Source organism: Campylobacter concisus (assembly GCA_002092835.1).
GTDB classification, from domain to species: Bacteria; Campylobacterota; Campylobacteria; order Campylobacterales; family Campylobacteraceae; genus Campylobacter_A; species Campylobacter_A concisus_K.
Window position 1 is genome coordinate 127,203 of record LVWL01000001.1, and the last position, 19,012, is coordinate 146,214.

Below are 19,012 nucleotides of genomic sequence, written 5' to 3' on the forward strand. Positions count from 1 at the left end.
ATTTCCCTTACATTAGATAGATAATCGGCACGATAGTTGGGTACTTTTTGACCTTTCTAAAGATATGCTTTCTAATCACTTGACGTACTTGTGACTCGAGTAGTCTGCCATCTTTTAAAAGCTCCTCTTTGACGTTGCTTAAAAACTGCGTCAAAATTTCTTGCATCTCTTTGCTAAACTCCGCATCTTGTTTATTGCCTACAAGTCCGTAGCTAATGACACGAGGCTTGTTTATTAGCTTTGCGCCATGACGTGAAATTTGAGCGATTATCATGACGACACCTGCTTCGGCAAGATTTTGTCTATCGATGACGACATCGTCTGATATTTGTTTATTTATTTGATTGTCTATGAAGACTTTACCAGTTTTTACCGTTTTTACACGTTTTAAGTATTTTTGACAGATCTCCATTTGATCGCCATCGCTCATTAGATAGATATTTCTCTCGTCTACGCCGCAGCTTATAGCTGTCTCTTTATGCTTTGCGATGTGATTGTACTCGCCGTGAACTGGCAAGAAAAATTTTGGTTTTATAAGACGTAGCATTAGCTTTTGTTCTTCTTGTGCTGCGTGACCGCTGACGTGGATCTCGCTAAAGTCTTGATAAGCGACACTTGCACCTGATTTTATTAGGAAATTTAATACAGTTGAGATACTGCTTTCATTACCAGGGATCGCCTTTGAGCTGATTATTATCTGATCGGTTGGTTTTATTTTGATGTATTTGTGTTCATCGGTAGCCATTCTGTAGAGTGCGCTCATAGTCTCACCCTGAGAGCCTGTAGTGACAATCAGCACTTCGTTATCTTTAAATTTGCCGACTTCGTTAGCATCGATAAAAATTTTCTTATCGAGTTTGATATAACCAAGCTCCATTGCAGTATATAAATTTCTCTCCATTGATCTACCGATGACGCAGACCTTGCGGTTGTATTTTAGCCCCCACTCGATTGCTTGATAGACGCGGTGGATGTTTGAGCTAAATGTGCTCATTATGACGCGACCCTTGGCCTTTGAGAAAATCGCATCAAAGGTTTTGCCCACGCTGCTTTCACTTTTAGTAAAGCCCTCTCGGTAGCTGTTCGTGCTATCGCTCATTAGGCACAATACACCTCTTTCGCCGTAGTATGCAAGTCTGCCAAGGTCGGTTGGATAGCCATCTATCGGTGTGTGGTCAATCTTAAAGTCACCCGTATGGATGATGGTGCCCGCCTTTGTCGTGATGGCTAGCGCGCTAGCATCGATGATAGAGTGTGTGATGTGTATCCATTCAACCTCAAAGTCGCCTATTAGATATGGCTTTCTTTTTTCGACAGAGCGGAAAAGCGAGCGCTCCTGCTTTAAGCCGTGCTCTTCGAATTTGTTATTTATCATGCCAAGCGGCAAAGGTGTGGCGTAAATCGGAAATTTAAACTCTTTGTAAAAATATGGTACCGCGCCGATGTGATCTTCGTGTGCGTGAGTGATGATGACGCCTTTTATCTTGTCTTTTATTTTTCTAACATAGTCAAAGTCAGGGATTAGTATATCCACGCCGTGCATGCTCTCGCTCGGAAAACTCATGCCGATATCAACGATGATGGCGCTGGTTTCGGTTTCAAAGATAGTCATATTTCCGCCGATCTCGCCTAGCCCGCCAAGTGGAGTTATGCGAATTTTATACTCACTTGAGTTTAGATACTTCATTGGCTCCAGACGAAGCTCGTGAACGGCCTTGTTTGCCACCATTGCACTTGCGATATCTTGCTGCCATTGTTCATTGCCGTTTAGCTTAGCTGGTAAATTTTTCTTTGGCTTTTTAGCCTTTTTTGGTTTATCTTTTTGTTCTTGTGTTTTGGTTTTTGTTTCTTGTGATTCTTGTTTTTGCTCTTTTGGCTTATTGTTTTCGCCATTTTTGTTTTGATTTTTGTTATTTCTTGGCTTTTTTGGGCGAGAATTTTGGCTCTTTGGCTCGGCGTGCGCTTCATTCTCAGCCTGCTCTACTGCAAAAAAGTTATCTATCACGCTTTTGCTTGCTAGTGAAGCTTGCTCGGTGGTTTCGCCTTCTTGTTTTGGTTTATTTTTTGGTCTAAATCTTCGTCTTTTGTTGTTTTTGCTTTGGTTGGTTACAACTTTCTCTTCGTTTTTGTCGTTCATTATCTTCCTTTAATCTTTCAAATACTTTTAGATAAGAATCGACATCTAGCTCGTGTGGACGCAAATTTTGAGCTAAGCCTAGGTCTTCAAAAATTTCTTCTAATGCTTTTTTTTCGAAATTTGTAGATAAATTTTTCAAAAGCGTCTTTCTTGGCGAAACAAACGCAGCTCTTAAAAATGCTTTAAAAGCCTCGTATTGTTTCACATCTTTGAAAATCCCGTCTTTGCCAAAAATCTTTTTTGTTTTTTGTAGTTTGATGACCGAAGATATGACCTTTGGAGGTGGATTAAAAAGCTTTGCATCCACGTCGAACAAAAGCTGACACCTACCTTGAAGTGAAGCGAGGATCGATAAAGAGCTAAATTCTTTATCCTTGCTCTTTGCACTAAATTTAAGAGCAACCTCTTTTTGTATCATCACAATAAGCCCAAGGCATTTTTCGTCATCTATCGCATTTAGGATCATCTTCGTAGCAACATAATAGGGCAAATTTGCGACCAAAAAGTAGTTCTCACTACTTAGTCCGCCCTCTTCTTGCCACTGCTCTAAAGCATCTTTACAAAAAAGTTTTAATTGTCCATTTTGTATCTCATTTGCAAATTTGGCCTTTAAAATTTGAAACAGCTCACAATCTATCTCAAAACAGGTCGTCTTGTAAATTTGCAAAAGTCTAAATGTCAAATCACCTAAGCCAGGCCCAATCTCAACGACGTTTGCTACGTCCTTGGGTATCGCTTGGATGATCTTGTCTAGTGTCGCTTTGTCTTGTAAAAAATTCTGTCCAAAGTGCTTTTTTGCCTTTATCATAGCCGCGATATTAGCCAAAGATTACTTATACTATGATTACAAGTTTAGTTTAATCATATATAAAATGGATTATAATCACTAAATAATAACGAAATAGGGCATAAATTTGAGCAAGGCAAATACCTTAAAATACTTTTTATTATCACAATATTTAGAGCCAAAAACCTTAGATGAGCCAAAAAAGACAAATACCAAATTTAAAAAATCAATAGACCTTGACATCGCAAATTTCGATGAGAAATTTATGCAAATTTTAAGAGCATTTGATAGCTCGCTTTTAAAAAATGGTATAGAAATTTCGATTTATGGCGGCATTTTTGAGACTGACTTGCTTGCTATTTATATCTCAAAGCTAGCAAATATTAAATTTGAAAAAAAGCAAATTTTAGATGAGCTACGCTCTGAGCAAACGAGCTTTGATAAGGCATTTTGCTATAAATTTAAGCTTGCCGGTGATTTGGTATTTTGCAAAAATGAGCAAAGTTTTGCTTTAAAAGATGTAAATTTAGATGATGATTTAACTCTATTTTTTACACCAAACTCGTCTGATGATCTTTTCATCTCAACAGCTCCTTGGGCAATGGCTCGCCTAGATTATCTAAAAGAGATAAGCCAAAGTGATTTTAGCAAAGAGTGTGAGCGCATCAAGGATAAAATTTCTATCCACAAAGAGAAAATGAGGCTTAGCGACTATGTAAAAGCAGTCCATGAGGAGCTAAAAAGCTCGCTAAAGACGCCATTTTGCAAAGATGTGATCAGGCTTGAAGTAAAGATCATAAATCCAAATTTTAAAGAAAATGATAGCCTTTTAAATAGCTTTTTCATAGATGATATAAATTTGCTTATCAAATTTTACGAGTCAGGCAGGACGCACGAGCTAACGGATCAGTTTTTGGATGAGGGCAGTGAGAATAAATTTGAAAGACTTGATGTAAGAGATGAGCAAAATAAAAGGCTTGTTAGAGATTTCTTTAAAGCAGAAGAGTATCCAAGATCAGCCTTTGCTAGCGACTTTGCTTTAAATTTTTCACAGCAAATTGCCGTTAATAACATCATTAAAAAATTTAAAGAAAAAAGTGGTGGAATTTATAGCGTAAATGGTGCTCCAGGCACTGGTAAAACAACGCTTTTAAAAGACGTAATGGCTGAAGTTGTTACGCTTAGAGCGATGAAGCTCGCACAAATGAGTAGACATGATATCTTTTCTCCAGTTCGAGATAGTAGCGATAAGGTGCTTTATTTTACTCTAAATAAAGAACTTCAGGGCTATGAGATGGTTGTTAGCTCTTGCAATAACGGTGCGGTTGAAATTTTAAGTAAAGAGCTTAGCCAGTTAAAAAGTATTGGTAGTTATGCAGGCGAGATTGATTATTTTAAATTTATAGCTACAAGGCTTCTCTCGGCTGATGAAAAGACAAATTTTGGAGAAAAATCTTTTATCTCAAAACCTGCATGGGGGCTTTTTTGCATACCTCTTGGCTCAAAGCAAAATAAGTCAAATTTTGTTTTTAACGCGATTAATGGCGTAAAGATCGAAAAAACACATAGTCAGTTTGAAGATATTTCAAAAGAATTTAAAGAATTTATAGAACAAGATGGCTTTTTAATGGGGCTTGGCAAGTATTTGGCTACTGGCGAAGGAATTGATGATTACGACGAGGCAAAGGAGAAATTTAATCAAGCCCTACACGAAGTAAATCTACTTTTTAGCGAGATCAGGATCAAAGAAGAGGAGCTAAAAAGTATAAATAGTGAGCTTATGAATATCGATAAAAGACTTGATAACTATAATTCAGCAAAGCAAATAGACGAGCTTTTAAAACCACTAATAGACGAGCTAGATTTGAGCAAAAATGAGCTAGAGCAAAAGGCTACGGAAGCTAACGAGCTAACAAAACTTATTGGTCAAAATGAAATTTTGCAAGAGTATCTGAGTGCGCCTATAAAGCCATCATTTTTTATTTTCCAGCAAATTTTAAGGACGCAAGCTTTTGAAAAATATAACAATGAAGCACAAAAAGTTAGTGAGATAAATCGCCAAATAGCCGAGCAAAATTTGAAAGCAAGTAAACAAAATAGTGAAAATAAAGAGAAGAGTGAAGCAAAAATAAACGAACTAAAAGTTCAAATATCTCAGCTTGAAGAGAAAATTTTAGAACTTAACACCAAGATAGATCATCTCAACAAGCTTAATGATGACTTTATTAGACGTCAAAAATTAATTGGTAGAAGCGAAGAGCTTGATAGCTTTTTAAATGGTAGTTTTAATCAGAGTAATGAAGAAATACAAAAGAGCATGCCATTTATGATGGAGCTTGGCCTTGATGAGAAATTTCATAAGACAAAGCTTTTTAACGCAAGAATCAAGCTTTTTAAAGAAGCGCTTAATCTGCATAAAGCCACTATCTTTGCTTGCAAAGAAGCTGTTAGAACAAATTTACGAGCTCTTAGTGTTATATTTAATGATGAAAAAATGGCTGAGAAAAACAGGCTTGAGGCTAAAGATAGACGCGAAATAATAAAAGGATTATTTTTACTAACGCCAGTTGTTAGTTCTACTTTTGCATCTTTTAATAATAGCTTTAAAGAGCTACTAAATGGCGATATAGGTTTGCTCTTAATAGATGAGGCAGGGCAGGCAAATTTAACTAACGCATTAGGCGCATTGCTTCGTTCAAACATGGCTGTTGTAGTTGGCGATCCACTTCAACTTGAGCCTGTTGTAACATTACCACCAGCTTTAAATAACGCTATTTTACGCTACTGTGATGCAAAGGATGAGTTTAATCTACTAAAATCATCAGTTCAACTTCGAGCCGATAAAGTACAAAATATTGGTACATGTATAAAAGGAGAGGGTAAGTCCATTTGGGTTGGTTCGCCACTTATCGTTCATAGAAGGTGCACCAACCCTATGTTTAAAATTTCAAACGAAACAACATATGATGATATGATGATACTTGGCAGAAGTAGTGAAAGTAAACTTAGTGATCCTAATATCAAAACAGAATGGATTGATGTTAATAGTGATGAATGGATAGGTAATTATAATAAAGCCGAAGGTATGATCGTTAAAGAGCTTTTAGATGGTAAGCTAGCCAAGCTAAAAGATAGCGTTAAGATAATAACACCTTTTAAAGATGTTTGTAAAAATTTAAAAGGGGCTGGTACCATTCACACCATGCAAGGCAAAGAAGCCGATGTTGTTATCTTTGTTCTTGGTGGTGCTACAAAAGGTGCTAGAGCATGGGCTGCTAGTACGCCAAATTTACTAAATGTAGCACTAACAAGAGCAAAAGAGGTTGTTTATATAGTTGGTAACCGAGAAAATTGGTCTAATCTGCCATATTTTGAGGTAGCTGCTAGAAAAATAGATAAAGGACAGATTTGAATCATTTTGCAAAACGCATAATCCCATGCCTTGATGTAAAAGATGGCAGAGTCGTAAAGGGTGTAAATTTCGTAGGACTTGTCGATGCTGGTGACCCAGTCGAGATAGCTAAAAGATACAACGACGAAGGTGCTGACGAGCTTTGCTTTTTGGATATCACAGCCTCTCACCTTGGTCGTGATACGATAGTTGATGTCGTAAAAAAGGTCGCAAGCAAGCTTTTTATACCCCTAACCGTTGGTGGAGGTATACGCACGATAGACGATATCTCACGCCTTTTAAATGCGGGCTGCGACAAAGTGAGCCTAAACTCATCGGCGATAAAAGATCCAAATTTGATCGATGAGGCAGCTAAGAAATTTGGCTCGCAATGTGTTGTCGTAGCAATTGATGCTAAAAAGACCGAAAATGGTTATAGTGTTTTTATAAATGGTGGCAGGATCGATACTAAAAAAGACGCCTTTTCTTGGGCTAAAGAGGTTGAGTCGCGCGGAGCAGGGGAGATATTGCTAACGTCTATGGATAACGATGGCGTCAAACAAGGTTTTAACCTTGAGCTAACAAGAATATTTAGTGCGCTTTCTATACCAACTATCGCAAGTGGCGGCGCTGGTAAGATAGAGCACTTTAAAGAGGCTTGTGAAGCCGGGGCTGATGCGTGTTTAGCTGCTTCGATATTTCACTTTGGCGAAATCGAGATAAAAAAACTAAAAGAGTATCTCAAGGCAAATGGCGTTGAAGTTAGGCTCTGATGTTAGTTATCTCTGCTGGAAAAAACGAAATTTTTGACTTTGCTTTGCCAATGGGTGTAGGGCTAGTTGATATGGCGATAAATTTGACAAAATTTTTGCAGAAACGAGCATGTATTCTGGCAGATGAAAAGGGTATAAATTTAAAAAATATCGATCCGCACTATCTTGCAAAGATTGAAACTAAATTTGCAAACTCATCAAATCCAGAGCTACAAAATCTAATCCGAAATTTGTCAAAAAATCCTGAACGAAATTTGTATCAGATGCCAGAAAAAATAGTTTTCGTTGGCTCAGCTGGTCTTTATAAAGATGGTGAAATTTTACAAATTTATGAAAGTTCGGTTGGGGCAAATATTGAAATTTCTAGCGTAGAAAATAGATCTTACTCGCCTATCGAGTGTGAAATTCCTTCTATTGTTTCACGTGGAACTATCAAAACAAATTCATCAAATTTCATAACTACAGACAAAAATTTGGCTCATAAGATGTTTGAAAAGGGTTATTTTTTAGAAAATATGGAGTTTTTTTCTGTTCTAAAAGTGGCTCAAATTTTTAAAATTCCAGCTTATGGAATTTTCGTAGCGACAAATTTTTGTGATGAAAATGCACATGCTGATTTTATAAAAAATCACTCTGCAGCCAAAGAGCTACTAACAAAATATATAAAGGAAAATATGTGATAAATTTGCTTGATCTTAGTATTGATGAGCTAAAAGAGTTAGTTTCTCCACCATTTAGAGCAACACAAATCTACGAGTGGATATATAAAAAAAATGCAACCGAATTTAGCCAAATGCTAAATTTACCTAAAGATATGCGTCAAGATCTGGCTGAAAAATTTTATATCGATCCTTTAAAATGTGTAAAATTTGAGCAAAGTAGTGATGGTTCGATCAAGTATCTTTTTGAGCTAAAAGATGGGCTAAAGATAGAGAGTGTCTTACTCCCGATGAAAGAAGAGATTAGTGATGAGAATGGAAAGATCAGTCGCCATGCTCGCTATACGGTTTGTGTTAGTTCGCAGGTTGGCTGTAAAATGGGATGTGCTTTTTGTCTAACAGCAAAGGGCGGGCTTGTTAGAAATTTGACTGCAGGTGAGATTGTGGGGCAAATTTTATGGATAAAAAGAGAAAACAAAATACCTTATGAAAGACGTATAAATATCGTTTATATGGGTATGGGTGAGCCACTTGATAATCTTGCTAACGTTAGTAAAGCGATCAAAATTTTAGCTCTTAACGAGGGTCTAGCCATATCTCCACGTCGTCAAACCGTTTCAACTAGTGGCTTGGCAGCCAGATAAAAAAGCTTGGCGAGATGGATCTTGGTGTGTTATTGGCCATATCGCTTCATGCTGTTACTAATGAGCTTAGAAGCCGTCTAATGCCGATAAATAAGGCGTATAATATCGAAGCTGTTATGGATGCTGTTAGGGGATTTCCTATCGATATGCGCAAACGCGTGATGTTTGAATATCTTGTTATCAAGGACCTAAATGACAGCGTTAGTGATGCAAAAAAGCTGGTAAAACTGCTGCATGGTATCAAGGCAAAGGTAAATTTGATCTATTTTAACCCGCATGAAGGTAGTGAATTTGGACGGCCTGAGCTTGCTAGCATGCTAAAATTTCAAGAATATCTAAGAGATCATGGTATTACTTGCACGATCAGGCAGAGCAAAGGGCTTGATATAAGTGCGGCTTGCGGACAATTAAAACAACGCAATGAAAATGCAAAATTTAAAGCTATTTCCAGCGATAAAAATTTAAAAACACAGTCGCTTGAAAATAATAGTAAAGCCAGTGTGAGTTAGAATGAGTGCACTTGATATAGCCGAAATAGTCTTTGTTGCTGTTGTGGTTTTACTTGGATTAGGGCTTATTTTAAAAGTTTTAAAAGATGAAAAAGATAGGCATAAATTCTAAGCCTTAACATCAAGATAAAGCCTAGCTCTCATAAAGAAATAAAATGGAGCATTAATTGCATAAACTACAAAATTATCATTGTGGTATTTAAAAGTGATAAACTTTGGCAAAACGTAGGTAAAGGTTTATGAGAAATAGAAATTTATTAAAAATTTTAGACTAAAGTAAGCTCTCTTTTGCATACCTATAAAACTCGCTTTCAGCGTCAAATTTACTTTTTATGTTATAAAAAATTTTATCAAATTTAAAAGAAATTTCATCCGAGTGAAGCAAGAGCCTTTTTGCTCCAGTTAAATTTATCCGTTCACGCTCGCTCATCTCTTTATCTAAAATTTTCTCTATCTGCGGACGTGACAAACCATAAAGTGGTTCGCCAAGTATCTTGTGTTTCACATGAAACAAATGCAAGCGAATTTGATGCTGTCTGCCAGTGAGAGGAATGGCTCGAACCAAAGTCGTATCGATGTCGTCAAAATACTTTATAGGCAAAATTTTAGTCACCGCACTTTTTCCATTTTCACAAATTTGCATTCGCATTTTCACATCGTCGTAGTTGTTTGCCAGATCCATCTTAGCATTGATCGTAAATTCTCGCTCAATCTTGCCTTTCACCATCGCGACGTAGCTTTTTAAAACCTCTCTGTTTTCAAAGATTTTCTTTAGTTTTATTGTAGAATTTCTATCTTTTCCAACGACTATCACGCCACTCGTCTCAAAGTCTAGCCTATGTGCCACGCTCGCTTCTCGCCCAAAAAGTGTGTAAATTTCATCATTTAGTGAGTACTCACAGTGTCTGCCATTTGGGTGGCTTAGCACGCCGCTTGGCTTGTCAAATACAGCAAAGCTTTCGCATTCAAAGATAGGCTTAAGCCCCTTTGGCTCTGCTTCATAGTTGATCAGAAATACATCCCCGCACAATATGGCATTTTTCTCGCTCACGGCATTGCCATTGCAGATCAGCCTGCCTTTATCTATGAGGCGTTGTGCTTCCCTCATACTAAAGCCATTTTGTAGCAAAATTTCGTAAGCTTTTTGGCAATCTGCAGTAGCGATAAATTTATTTACGTAGGGCAAAAATAATCCTTTAAAAAAGAGCAAACTATCTTAAGTCCAAATTTATAAGTGTATAACCGACATTTCAGCCCAAATTTTATATAATCAAAACTTAAATTTATAGAAATTGCACGACGTGATTTCTGGCTCAAAAAGCCAAATTTATACTTTCAGGACAAAAGCAAACTAATAAAAAAGGTTCAACAATGGTCGAAAGATACTCACGCAAAGAGATGGCTGAAAAGTGGAGCATACAAGCAAAATACGACGCTTGGCTCAAGGTAGAAAAAGCTGCTGTTAAAGCTTGGAATAAGCTCGGCTTCATAGGCGACAGCGACTGCGAGAAAATTTGCAAAAATGCCAAATTTGAAGTGGCTCGCATCGACGAGATAGAAAAGACGACAAAGCACGACGTCATCGCATTTTTAACAAGCGTCAGCGAGAGCCTTGGCGAGGAGAGCAGGTTTGTACACTATGGTATGACCTCAAGCGACTGCATCGACACAGCCGTCGCACTTCAGATGAAAGAGAGCTTGGAGCTCATCATCAGCGACGTCGAGGAGTTTATGCAGGCGGTCAAAAACAGAGCAAACGAGCACAAGCACACGCTTATGGTCGGCAGAAGCCACGGCATCCACGGCGAACCGATAACCTTTGGCCTCGTGCTTGCCATCTGGTACGACGAGATCGCAAGGGCGCTAAACCTCATCAAAGATGCAAAAGATACGATCAGCTATGGCAAACTCTCAGGCGCCATGGGAAATTTAGCCCACGCCCCGATGGAATTTGAAGTGCTAACATGTGAGGAGCTCGGTCTTAAAGCTGCCCCAGCGTCAAACCAAGTGATCCAGCGCGACCGCTACGCCCATGTGGTAAGCGCTATCGCTATCTTAGCCTCTACTTGCGAGAAGATCGCAGTTGCTATTAGGCACTACCAAAGGACCGAGGTTTATGAGGCTGAGGAGTACTTTAGCCCAGGACAAAAGGGCTCAAGCGCTATGCCACACAAACGCAATCCAGTCCTTAGCGAAAACATAACCGGTCTTTGCAGAGTGCTACGCTCATATGTCACGCCAGCACTTGAAAATGTCGCCCTTTGGCATGAGCGCGACATCAGCCACAGCTCTGTTGAGAGATTTATCCTGCCAGATATGTTTATCACGGCTGATTTTATGCTGGTTCGCATCAAAAATTTGATAGCAAATTTAGTCGTATATCCAGAAAATATGATGAAAAATTTAAATTTAACAGGCGGACTAGTCTTTTCACAGCGTGTGCTTTTACAATTGCCGCAACGCGGAATTTCCAGAGAAGATGCCTACAAGATCGTTCAGCGCAATGCCATGAAGGTCTGGGCAGACTTACAAGAGGGCAAAAAAGCGATCGATGAACAAGGTCACAGCCTATTTTTACAAAATTTGCTAAACGATGAGGATCTAACCAAGAGCCTTAGCAAAGATGAGATCAAAGAGTGCTTTGACTACAACTACTACACCAAAAACGTAGATAAAATTTTTGCTAGAGTGTTTGGGAGATAATTTGAATGGCAAATGATAAACAAGTTGAAATAATATTAAGAGATATAGATAAAGCACGTATTGTTATAAATGAAAAAAATGATGAAAAAACGTATCGATTTTTGTGTAGCATGGCTGATAAATATCATAAAGATGAAATTTATATTTCTTATGACAATATATCAAACTATGAAACAGATGAAATTTATTACGAAAAATGTTCCGACGAATTACAACAATTTATTGAAAAATTAGAATTATACGCCGCTAAACTTCAAGATGGAGCCAATGGAGTACTTAAAAAAGATACCCAAAGTTCTATAAGTATAAATAATACAAATACAGCTAACGCCAATATCACTCAAAATATTAGCATCAAAAGCGCGATGGAAAAAATAGATCAAATTCCAGATGAGATTTTTGCTAAAAATTTGAAGCATGAATTAAAAGGAATACTTAGTGAGCTTGAATATTGTAAAGACAATCAAGAAAAAAAATCAAAGCTAATGGAAGTCGTCAAATGGCTTGGCGATAAATCTGTTGATGCCCTTATTGCTTGTTTGCCGTATTTTGCCGGACTTGGCTTATAAAATTATAGATAAGGAAAAAATTTGAAAGTTATAAAACGCAATGGAAGAACTGAAGAGCTTGATATAAGTAAGATTAAAAAATATACAAATGAAGCCGTTTTTGGCCTTAGCAATGTAAGCCTTAGTGAACTTGAAGTGGACGCGAAAATCCAGTTTAGAGACATGATAACGACTGAGGAAATCCAACAAACTCTTATAAAAACAGCAGTTGATAAGATCGACATCGACCGTCCAAATTGGACATTTGTCGCTGCGAGGCTATTTTTGTTCGACCTTTATCACAAAGTGACTGGCTTTAACGGCTACAATCACTTAAAAGATTACCTAGTAAAAGGCGAAAAAGTAGGCCGCATCATCCCTGGGCTAAAAGAGAAGTACGATCTTGAGGATCTAAATGCATACATCAAGCCAGAGCGCGACCTCAGTTTGCATACCTTGGTATCAAGACGCTTTATGATCGCTACCTCATCAAAGATAAGAATGGCATGCCGATCGAGCTACCACAGCACATGTTTATGGCTATTGCGATGTTTCTTGCGCAAAACGAGCTAGATAGCCAAGGCTGGGCGAAGAAATTTTACGATCTCATCTCTAAATTTGAAGTGATGCTAGCCACGCCAACGCTTTCAAATGCAAGAACTACACGCCACCAGCTAAGTAGCTGTTACGTAGGTAGTACGCCTGATAATATTGAGGGTATTTTTGATAGCTACAAAGAGATGGCGCTACTTTCAAAATTTGGTGGCGGTATCGGCTGGGATTGGAGTAAGGTGCGTGCGATGGGCGGCAGTATCGACGGACACAAAAACGCAGCCGGCGGTATCATACCATTTTTAAAAGTGACAAACGACATCGCAGTAGCGGTCGATCAGCTAGGCACTAGAAAGGGCGCGATAGCCGTTTACATCGAGCCTTGGCATATGGATGTGAGCGATTTTCTCGATCTTCGTAAAAACTCAGGCGAAGAGAGACGCCGTGCACACGAGCTATTCCCTGCGCTTTGGATAAACGACCTATTTATGAAGCGTGTTAAAGAAAATGGCCGCTGGAGCCTCTTTGACCCAGCTCAAGTAAGTGACCTTTGCGACCTTTATGGTGAGGAGTTTGAGAAGAGATACTTGGAGTATGAAAACGATGAAAACATCCAGAAAAACACCATCCTTGCAAAAGAGCTTTGGAAGAAAATTTTAACTAGCTATTTTGAAACTGGCATGCCATTTTTGTGCTTTAAAGACAATGCCAACAAAGCAAATCCAAACGACCACGAAGGTATCATCAGAAGCTCAAATCTATGCACCGAAATTTTCCAAAACACAGCGCCAAACTACTATAAGATCAAGATCACTTATGAAGATGGCGGGGAGGAGCTATTTGACGAAGAGGAAGACGTAACGGTCGATAGCGGCATAACTAAAAAAGCCAAAAAGCTTAGCGCGCTTGACAGCCTAAAAGGCAAACAAATTTTCATCGTAGAAAAAGAGAGCATCGAGGGTAAAACAGCAGTTTGCAACCTCGCAAGTATAAATTTAAGCAAGATAAATAGTAAAGAGGACATCGAGCGTGTTGTGCCGATAGCTATTAGAATGCTTGATAACGTTATAGATCTAAATTTCTACCCACATAAAAAGGTAAAACACACAAACCTATCTTCTCGCTCGATCGGCCTTGGCGTAATGGGCGAGGCGCAAATGCTAGCTGAGAAAAACGTAAAATGGGGCAGCTATGAGCATTTGGCGCTGATTGATAGCATAATGGAAAACATAAGCTACAACGCCATCTACGCTAGCTCAAATTTAGCCGTAGAAAAGGGCGTCTATCCAAAATTTGAAGGCTCAAAATGGAGCAAAGGCATCATGCCGATAGACACCGCAAACGAAAATGCAAAAGCTCTTTTAAACGACAAAGGTGGACTGTTTGACGAAAATGTCTGCGACTGGGACAAGCTAAGAGAGAAGGTCAAGCGTGACGGCATGAGAAACGGCTACCTAATGGCGATCGCTCCAACTAGCTCGATCTCGATCCTCGTTGGTACCACTCAGACCATCGAGCCAGTCTATAAGCGCAAGTGGTTTGAGCACAACCTAAGCGGTATGATCCCAAATGTCGTGCCAAATTTAAGCCCTGATACTTGGCAGTTTTACACGCCAGCATACGAGCTTGATCAGAGAATTTTGATAAAAGCAGGTGCTATACGCCAAAAATGGATCGATCAAGGTCAAAGTCTAAATATTTTCATGAGCTTAGACAAAGCAAGCGGTGGATACCTAAGTGAAATTTACACGCTTGCATGGGAGCTTGGACTAAAATCAACCTACTATCTACGCTCTGAAAGCCCAGACAGCGAAAAGCTAAACGACGTGGCCGACCGCTCAATCGAATGCGAGGGTTGCCAGTAATAATCAAAATTTAAGAGAGAAATTTCTCTCCTGAGAAGTATGTCTATATTTTAAAATTTATATAGAATTTTAATAGGCTTTAGATAAGTTGTTTTATATAAAGCCTAAATTTATCACTCTGAGTGATTTGTCTCTACTATCTCTTTTTGGCAGGTTTGTTTATCAACTTGTTTTAAATGAGGTCTGCCAACTAAAAAACCTATGCCAATGCTAGCTTTTACACAGTAAGTTTCATTTGGTTTTGTTTCGATTGTTACTGAAGACTTTGCTTCAGTTTTAGCCCACACTTCAACTTCTTCATTTGCTTTTAAATTTGTCTTTAAAAAGCCACCATTTTTCATTGTTCCAATTATTATAGTTTGTGTCGGATTTTGTGTAGTGACCTTTACATCATAAGTTACAGCACTGCCTCCAAAGCCCTTTTCCCTATATACATAAAGGATTGATTCGTCTTGTTTTGGTGTTTCAAACCCACTAAATTTAGCTCCTTTTGCTCCACATCCACTGAAGCCAAACATCATTAAAAGTGCAATGCAAATTTGCACCAACTTATTTTTTAAAAACATTGAAATCTCCTTTTTCATAAGATTGATTTATCTGTGTTTGTAAATTTTCCCTCATTCTATCTATGCATTTTTTTCTAAGCTCAGTCATATTTGTATTTTTAAATATATTTCTGCTCACATTACTTAGACAAGCAGAGCTAAATTTAATCTCGCCATGCTCATTAAAAACTCTTAAATTTGCAATCATGTTAAATGTATCTTTACTCATTGGAAAACCAAAAAGCACTAGCGGATTAAATATATTTATGCTGTCAAAGTTTGTTTCACATTCTTGGTCAGTGTAAATAAATTCATAATTTGCGTTGAGCTCAGATTCGCCAGAGGTAATATTTGGAGGTAAATACTTAATCATATATTCTTTTGTATTTTCTAATTTTGCTATAAATTTATAGTCATGAGTAGTTTTTGTTACATTTGGAGCCATTTGGATATTATAGCCACAGCCTTGAAGTATAAATAATGCTAGTAGTGTTATGCTAAATTTGTCTACAAGCCATCCTATGGTTTGTTTTCTCATTTTAAATTCCTTTTTAAATAAGTTAAATTAATGTTATGTTATCCCTTTATTTATTAATTATTTATTAAAACCTTTTGTATTTTATAATAAATATTTTTAAAAAGTAAAACTAAAATAATTACTTAAGTAAAATAATCAAAATTTAGTTTAAAATACTTAAATAATGTAAATTTATCCTTTAAGAAAAGTTCTTAAAATTTTATATTTTTTGATAAATATTATTAAACAAAATAAAATAGTTATCTATTGTTTAAGCTTTCTTATCCTATACTTTTAAACTTTATATTGAAAATTTAGAAGAAAGAGCGAGTAATGCGTGAGATTTTGAAGAGAGATGGTACAAGACAAGAATTTGTAGCATATAAGATAGTGGATGCGATAAAAAAAGCATTTGCTAGCGAAAATTTAGCTTATGATGAGAAAGTTTTTACAAATGTTGTCCAAGATATCTTTCAAAAGTCAAGCGCGATAACAGTCGAAGACATCCAAGATGCGATCGAAAAAGAGCTATTTAATAGCGGATATTTTGACGTTTTAAAAAGCTTTATGCTCTACCGCCACACACACAAGCTTCAGCGTGAGCAAATTTTAGGCCTAAATGACGATACGACTTACATAAATTCAACTCAAACGATAAATGAGTATATAAACGGCACTGATTGGAGAATTTCTGCAAACTCAAATACAAGCTACTCAAATGCAGGCCTCATCAACAACACCGCTGGTAAAGTCATAGCAAACTACTGGCTAGACGCTGTTTATAGCAAAGAAGAGGGACTTGCTCATAGAAATGGCGATTATCACATCCACGACCTTGACTGCCTTACAGGGTATTGTGCTGGCTGGAGCTTGCGAGCATTGCTAAATGAAGGCTTTAACGGCGTTCGTGGCAGAGTTGAGAGCAAAGCGCCAAAGCACTTTAGAGAAGCGCTTTATCAAATGGCAAATTTCTTAGGAATTTTGCAAAGCGAGTGGGCGGGTGCTCAAGCTTTTTCTAGCTTTGACACTTACCTTGCACCTTATGTTTTCAAAGATGATCTAAGTGACGCTGAGATCAAAAAGGCGATAACTAGCTTTATTTTCAACCTAAATGTGCCTGCACGCTGGGGACAAAGTCCATTTACAAACGTAACTATCGACATCACTTGCCCAAGCGACCTAAGAGATCAGATCCCAACGAGCGATGATATACACCTCTTTACAAATGTAAAAGATGAGAAAATTTTGAAAAAAGCAAACGAGCGTGGCAGGAAAAATTTGATCGATATGACCTACAAGGACTTTGAACCTGAGATGGCACGCATAGATAAGGCATTTTACGAGGTTTTAACAGCTGGCGATAAGTGCTCGCAGCCTTTCACATTTCCTATACCAACGGTAAATATCACAGAGGATTTTGACTGGGATAGCGAAGTAGCGGATGTACTCTTTGAAAATACTGCCAAAATGGGCTCAAGCTACTTTCAAAATTTTATCGGCTCACAATACACTTATGACGAAAATGGCAATAAGATAGAAAACGAAAAAGCCTACAAACCAGGACATGTTCGCTCTATGTGCTGCCGCTTACAGCTTGATCTAAGAGAGCTTTTAAAACGAGGTGGTGGTCTTTTTGGTAGTGCTGAGATGACAGGCTCGATCGGTGTTGTCACTATAAATTTAGCTCGCCTAGGCTACAACTTCAAAGGTGATAAAGTCGCACTTTATAACAGGCTGAGTTATCTTTTGGAGCTAGCTAAATCAACCCTAGAGAAAAAGCGTAAATTTATACAAGAGATGTATGACAGAGGACTTTATCCTTATACGGCTAGATATCTAAAGCACTTTAATAACCACTTTAGCACGATTGGTATAAATGGTATGAACGAACTTCTTAGAAATTTCACAAATGATAAAGAGAATATCTCAACAAAATTTGGACGTGATTTTGCTATTGAGATGGTTGAGTTTTTACGCGACAAGATAAGGACATTTCAAGAAGAGACTGGAAATTTATATAACCTTGAGGCAACACCAGCTGAAGGCACAACATACCGCTTTGCTAAAGAGGATAAAAAACGCTATCCAGACATTATCCAAGCAGGTGGTGGGGAGAATATTTACTACACAAACTCAACCCAGCTACCTGCAAATTTTACAGATGACGCTTACGAGGCACTTGATTTGCAAGATGAGCTTCAAACCTCATATACTGGTGGTACAGTCTTTCACCTTTATATGAAAGAGCGCATAAGCTCAGCCAAAGCTTGCAAGGAGCTTGTAAAGAGCATAATCTCAAACTACAAACTCCCATATATCACGATAACGCCAGTATTTAGCGTTTGTGCAAAACACGGATACATAGCTGGAGAACATGAGTTTTGTCCGCTTTGTGATGCAGAATTGATAGAAAAAGAGAAAAATAATTCCAAATAAGGAGAGCAAATGACAGAAAAAGAGATCTTGGAAAAACTACAAGACAAGCGTACAAAGTGTGTAGTTTATACACGTGTTATGGGCTATCATCGCCCAGTTGAGAGCTTTAACCTTGGCAAAAAAGGTGAACACAAAGAGCGTGTAAAATTTGACGAGCACGCGAGTTGCTGCAAAAGATAAATCATTGCAGTAATATACAACAATAAAATACAAAAAGGCACAATCTTCTGTGCCTTTTAAATTTCAAAAGGTCCACAAATTTGCAAAAAATCTTTAGTATAACGCCATTTACTACGCTTGACTATCCAGACAAAGTCGCTGCCGTGGTTTGGTTTGCAGGCTGTAATATGCGGTGCGTATACTGCTACAACGTGGAAGTCGTAAACTCAAATGGCACTATAAGCATGGATGATGTTTGCAGCTTTTTAGATCGTCGTATCGGCAAGCTAAATGGCATCGTTTTTAGTGGTGGCGAATGCACAGCAAATCCTTTGTTTTTAAAACTTGCAAAAGAGGTTAAGTCAAGAAATTTTTGCTTAAAGGTCGATACAAATGGCTCTCATATTGAGATTTTAAAAGAGGCGATAGGCGAAGGGCTGATTGACTATATTGCACTTGATTTTAAAGCACCAAAAGAGAAATTTACGGGCATAACTGACTCAAATTTATATGAAAAATTTATTAGCACGCTAAAATATCTGCTTGAGATAAATTTTGATTTTGAAGTAAGAACAACCGTGCATGCAGATTTTTTAGATGAAGCAGATATTTCTTTGATGTCTGAAATTCTTTATGGCCTTGGATATAGAGGCAATTATTATTTGCAAAAATTCCTTAGCACAGGTGAAAATTTTGGAAATTTGGTTGATGCTAAAAGTAGCTTTGATCCGAAAAAAATCATCTCAAAACTTCCTATCAAACTAAGAAATTTTTAAATTTCTACTCA

Annotated in this window: 12 protein-coding genes and 2 pseudogenes; 9 read left to right on the forward strand and 5 right to left on the reverse strand. The window is 37.8% G+C overall.

The features are described from left to right. Positions 1–7: 7 nt before the first annotated feature. Both A3835_00620 and A3835_00625 read right to left on the reverse strand, forming a co-directional pair. Positions 8–1,729 carry a ribonuclease J gene (locus A3835_00620; GenBank protein ID ORI10881.1) on the reverse strand — a complete coding sequence of 574 codons (1,722 nt, stop codon included), beginning with the start codon at positions 1,727–1,729 and terminating at the stop codon, positions 8–10. A 340-nt stretch (positions 1,730–2,069) separates the two neighbouring features. Continuing rightward, complete coding sequence (locus A3835_00625; GenBank protein ORI10880.1) at positions 2,070–2,945, reverse strand: 16S rRNA (adenine(1518)-N(6)/adenine(1519)-N(6))-dimethyltransferase; 876 nt, start codon at positions 2,943–2,945, stop codon at positions 2,070–2,072. Positions 2,946–3,051: 106 nt separating this feature from the next. On the opposite strand from A3835_00625, the gene A3835_00630 reads away from it, so the two are divergent. The 4 genes and pseudogenes from A3835_00630 (at position 3,052) to A3835_00645 (ending at position 8,900) form a co-directional block, all read left to right on the forward strand. After that, complete coding sequence (locus tag A3835_00630; GenBank protein ORI10848.1) at positions 3,052–6,336, forward strand: hypothetical protein; 3,285 nt, start codon at positions 3,052–3,054, stop codon at positions 6,334–6,336. Beyond that, entirely contained in the window at positions 6,333–7,088 is a 756-nt protein-coding gene (locus A3835_00635; GenBank protein ID ORI10849.1) for an imidazole glycerol phosphate synthase subunit HisF, read from the forward strand. The genes A3835_00630 and A3835_00635 overlap by 4 nt, the downstream gene beginning before the upstream one ends. Next, positions 7,088–7,768, forward strand: a complete 681-nt coding sequence (locus A3835_00640; GenBank protein ORI10850.1) for a purine-nucleoside phosphorylase — start codon at positions 7,088–7,090, stop codon at positions 7,766–7,768. Before A3835_00635 ends, A3835_00640 begins: the two co-directional genes overlap by 1 nt. Further along, positions 7,765–8,900, forward strand: a pseudogene (locus A3835_00645) (23S rRNA (adenine(2503)-C(2))-methyltransferase RlmN). The gene A3835_00640 and the pseudogene A3835_00645 overlap by 4 nt, the downstream one beginning before the upstream one ends. A 271-nt stretch (positions 8,901–9,171) precedes the next feature. Here A3835_00645 and A3835_00650 read toward each other — a convergent pair. Next, positions 9,172–10,086: an RNA pseudouridine synthase gene (locus A3835_00650; protein ORI10851.1), complete on the reverse strand. Its 915-nt coding sequence runs from the start codon at positions 10,084–10,086 to the stop codon at positions 9,172–9,174. A gap of 185 nt (positions 10,087–10,271) precedes the next feature. On the opposite strand from A3835_00650, the gene A3835_00655 reads away from it, so the two are divergent. The 3 genes and pseudogenes from A3835_00655 (at position 10,272) to A3835_00665 (ending at position 14,568) form a co-directional block, all read left to right on the forward strand. Continuing rightward, complete coding sequence (locus A3835_00655; protein ID ORI10852.1) at positions 10,272–11,603, forward strand: adenylosuccinate lyase; 1,332 nt, start codon at positions 10,272–10,274, stop codon at positions 11,601–11,603. 5 nt (positions 11,604–11,608) lie between these two features. After that, on the forward strand, positions 11,609–12,172 hold the full coding sequence (locus A3835_00660) for a hypothetical protein (protein ID ORI10853.1): 564 nt from the start codon (positions 11,609–11,611) through the stop codon (positions 12,170–12,172). A 21-nt stretch (positions 12,173–12,193) separates the two neighbouring features. After that, positions 12,194–14,568: pseudogene (locus A3835_00665) on the forward strand (ribonucleotide-diphosphate reductase subunit alpha). 113 nt (positions 14,569–14,681) lie between these two features. Here the strand turns inward: A3835_00665 and A3835_00670 are convergent. Continuing rightward, on the reverse strand, positions 14,682–15,134 hold the full coding sequence (locus A3835_00670) for a hypothetical protein (GenBank protein ID ORI10854.1): 453 nt from the start codon (positions 15,132–15,134) through the stop codon (positions 14,682–14,684). Then, complete coding sequence (locus A3835_00675; protein ORI10855.1) at positions 15,118–15,651, reverse strand: hypothetical protein; 534 nt, start codon at positions 15,649–15,651, stop codon at positions 15,118–15,120. The genes A3835_00670 and A3835_00675 overlap by 17 nt, the downstream gene beginning before the upstream one ends. Positions 15,652–15,963: 312 nt before the next feature. Between A3835_00675 and A3835_00680 the strand changes: the two genes are divergently transcribed. Both A3835_00680 and A3835_00685 read left to right on the forward strand, forming a co-directional pair. Then, positions 15,964–18,066, forward strand: coding sequence for an anaerobic ribonucleoside triphosphate reductase (locus tag A3835_00680; protein ID ORI10856.1), 2,103 nt, complete (start codon positions 15,964–15,966; stop codon positions 18,064–18,066). Between the two features lie 260 nt (positions 18,067–18,326). After that, complete coding sequence (locus A3835_00685) at positions 18,327–19,001, forward strand: anaerobic ribonucleoside-triphosphate reductase activating protein (protein ORI10857.1); 675 nt, start codon at positions 18,327–18,329, stop codon at positions 18,999–19,001. Positions 19,002–19,012 lie beyond the last annotated feature (11 nt).

Coding starts and splice junctions, on each gene's coding strand:
- A3835_00620 (ORI10881.1), bottom strand. CDS start 1,729: ATGGTGGCAAACAAGGCCGTTCACGAGCTTCGTCTGGAGCCAATGAAG.
- A3835_00625 (ORI10880.1), bottom strand. CDS start 2,945: ATGATAAAGGCAAAAAAGCACTTTGGACAGAATTTTTTACAAGACAAA.
- A3835_00640 (ORI10850.1), top strand. CDS start 7,088: ATGTTAGTTATCTCTGCTGGAAAAAACGAAATTTTTGACTTTGCTTTG.
- A3835_00655 (ORI10852.1), top strand. CDS start 10,272: ATGGTCGAAAGATACTCACGCAAAGAGATGGCTGAAAAGTGGAGCATA.
- A3835_00660 (ORI10853.1), top strand. CDS start 11,609: ATGGCAAATGATAAACAAGTTGAAATAATATTAAGAGATATAGATAAA.
- A3835_00670 (ORI10854.1), bottom strand. CDS start 15,134: ATGTTTTTAAAAAATAAGTTGGTGCAAATTTGCATTGCACTTTTAATG.
- A3835_00675 (ORI10855.1), bottom strand. CDS start 15,651: ATGAGAAAACAAACCATAGGATGGCTTGTAGACAAATTTAGCATAACA.
- A3835_00680 (ORI10856.1), top strand. CDS start 15,964: ATGCGTGAGATTTTGAAGAGAGATGGTACAAGACAAGAATTTGTAGCA.